This is a genomic window from Novosphingobium endophyticum (assembly GCF_014640675.1).
Taxonomy (GTDB): domain Bacteria; phylum Pseudomonadota; class Alphaproteobacteria; order Sphingomonadales; family Sphingomonadaceae; genus Novosphingobium; species Novosphingobium endophyticum.
Map to the genome: position 1 here is coordinate 1 of NZ_BMHK01000096.1, position 1069 is coordinate 1069.

Annotated in this window: 1 protein-coding gene; it reads left to right on the top strand. The window is 66.0% G+C overall.

Features of this window, described 5'->3' with window-relative positions; translation table 11 throughout:
• Positions 1-1064, top strand: a 1064-nt coding sequence (locus IEX32_RS20365) for an ISAs1 family transposase (RefSeq protein WP_188773355.1), incomplete at its 5' end; no start/stop codon positions are given.
• Positions 1065-1069: the final 5 nt, after the last annotated feature.

The following is a 1069-nucleotide window of genomic DNA, read 5'->3' on the forward strand; positions in this document are numbered from 1 at the left end:
ACGACCTTTTGGAGGTTCTGACGATGGCGCTGACGGCGGCGGTGTGCGGGGCGGAGACGTGCTCGGACTTTGCCGATTTCGCGGTCGACCGCGAGGATCTGTTCCGAGAGTTTTTGCGGCTCGATAATGGGGTGCCAAGCCACGACACTTTTTCACGCATCTTCCGGCTGCTCGATCCGGCGGCGTTTGCCGCCTGCTTTGGGCGGTTCGTCGCCGATTTGGGCAAGGCCGGCGCTGGCGTGGTGGCGATCGACGGCAAGACGCTGCGGCGTTCGTTCGATGCCGCCGCCGGCCGCTCGCCGCTGGCGGTGGTGACCGCCTTCGCCTCGGCGACGCAGACGGTGATCGGCCAGGAGAGCTTTCGGGCACAGGAGGGTGACAGCGAAATCCTGGCGGCGCGGGCGCTGCTCGAATGTCTGGACCTGACCGGCCAGCTGGTCACCGCCGACGCCCTCCACTGTCAGAACGAGACCGCCCGACTGATCCTCGGCAAAGGCGGCGACTACTTGCTGCGGCTCAAGGGCAACCGGCCGGCGCTGCACGAGATGGTGGCGGACTATTTCGCGGACCCAGCCGTGCTGGCCGAACTGGAGAGCGCCGAGACCGCCGATGCCGATCATGGCCGGATCGAGCAGCGGCGCGCCTGGGTCAGCCACGATCTGGACTGGCTGAAAGGGACCAAGAGCGCCTGCGGCGAGCCGGTCCTGCTGCCTGGGCTCGCCTGTCTGGGCATGATCGAGGCAACCGTGACGCGGGCCGGCAAGACCACGACCACCCGTCATTACCACGTCTCCTCGCGGCCGCTGAACGCCGAGGCCTATCTGACGGCCGCCCGTTCCCACTGGTCGATCGAGAACGGCCTCCATTGGGTCCTCGACATGACCTTCGATGAGGATCGTGCGCGCAGTCGCAAGGATCATGCCCCCGAAAACCTCGCGACCCTGCGAAAGCTCGCCCTCAACCTCCTGCGAACCGCACGACCCGAAATCTCCATCAGACGCAAGCGCAAACGCTCAGGCTGGTCCAACGACTTCGCTCGATCCATCATCGGCCAAATGCGATAGCCCTG